The 530-nt window shown below is 37.4% G+C and carries 1 protein-coding gene; it reads left to right on the top strand.

Features of this window, described 5'->3' with window-relative positions; all coding sequences use genetic code 11:
* A partial coding sequence (locus ACTG7L_RS10785; protein ID WP_439328536.1) for a hypothetical protein occupies positions 1-530 on the top strand: 530 nt, incomplete at both ends.

Here is a 530-nt window from a genome sequence, read left to right on the forward strand (position 1 = left end):
CTGACAAAAACATTACCCTTGATAACAGTGTCGTCAATGGCTTTGCGAACGGCGTAAAAGTGAAAAATGAAAGCACATTTACCGCCAAAGACAGTACTATCAATGCCAATGGATCCAAAATCAAAACGAGTGCAACAACAAACTATGATCCTTTAGCCATTGTCGGTGATGAAAACAAAAACACCGTCAATCTCAATGGAAAAACTGTTGTGAATGGCAATATCGACCTTAAAGCGGGTGACGACCAACTCACTATTGCTTCTAGCGATATACAGATGAACGGTAGCAAAATTGATATGAATGAGGGTACAGATACCGTTACCTTTGGTGAAACAGTTTCAACATCAGGTACACCAATCCGTGTTAATTACGATATTCTCAATACCGAAAAATTAGTCATCAATGCTTTAACTGAACTTTATCCTGATATTGCGATTCGAGGTGTCGATACCATTGATTTAAATGGCAAATTAGTTTATCAAGTGAATAAAGTTGATGATGATAGCTATCAACATGCCTTAGCTAAAAAT

The organism is Lonepinella sp. BR2357 (genome assembly GCF_051851525.1).
Lineage (GTDB): Bacteria > Pseudomonadota > Gammaproteobacteria > Enterobacterales > Pasteurellaceae > Lonepinella.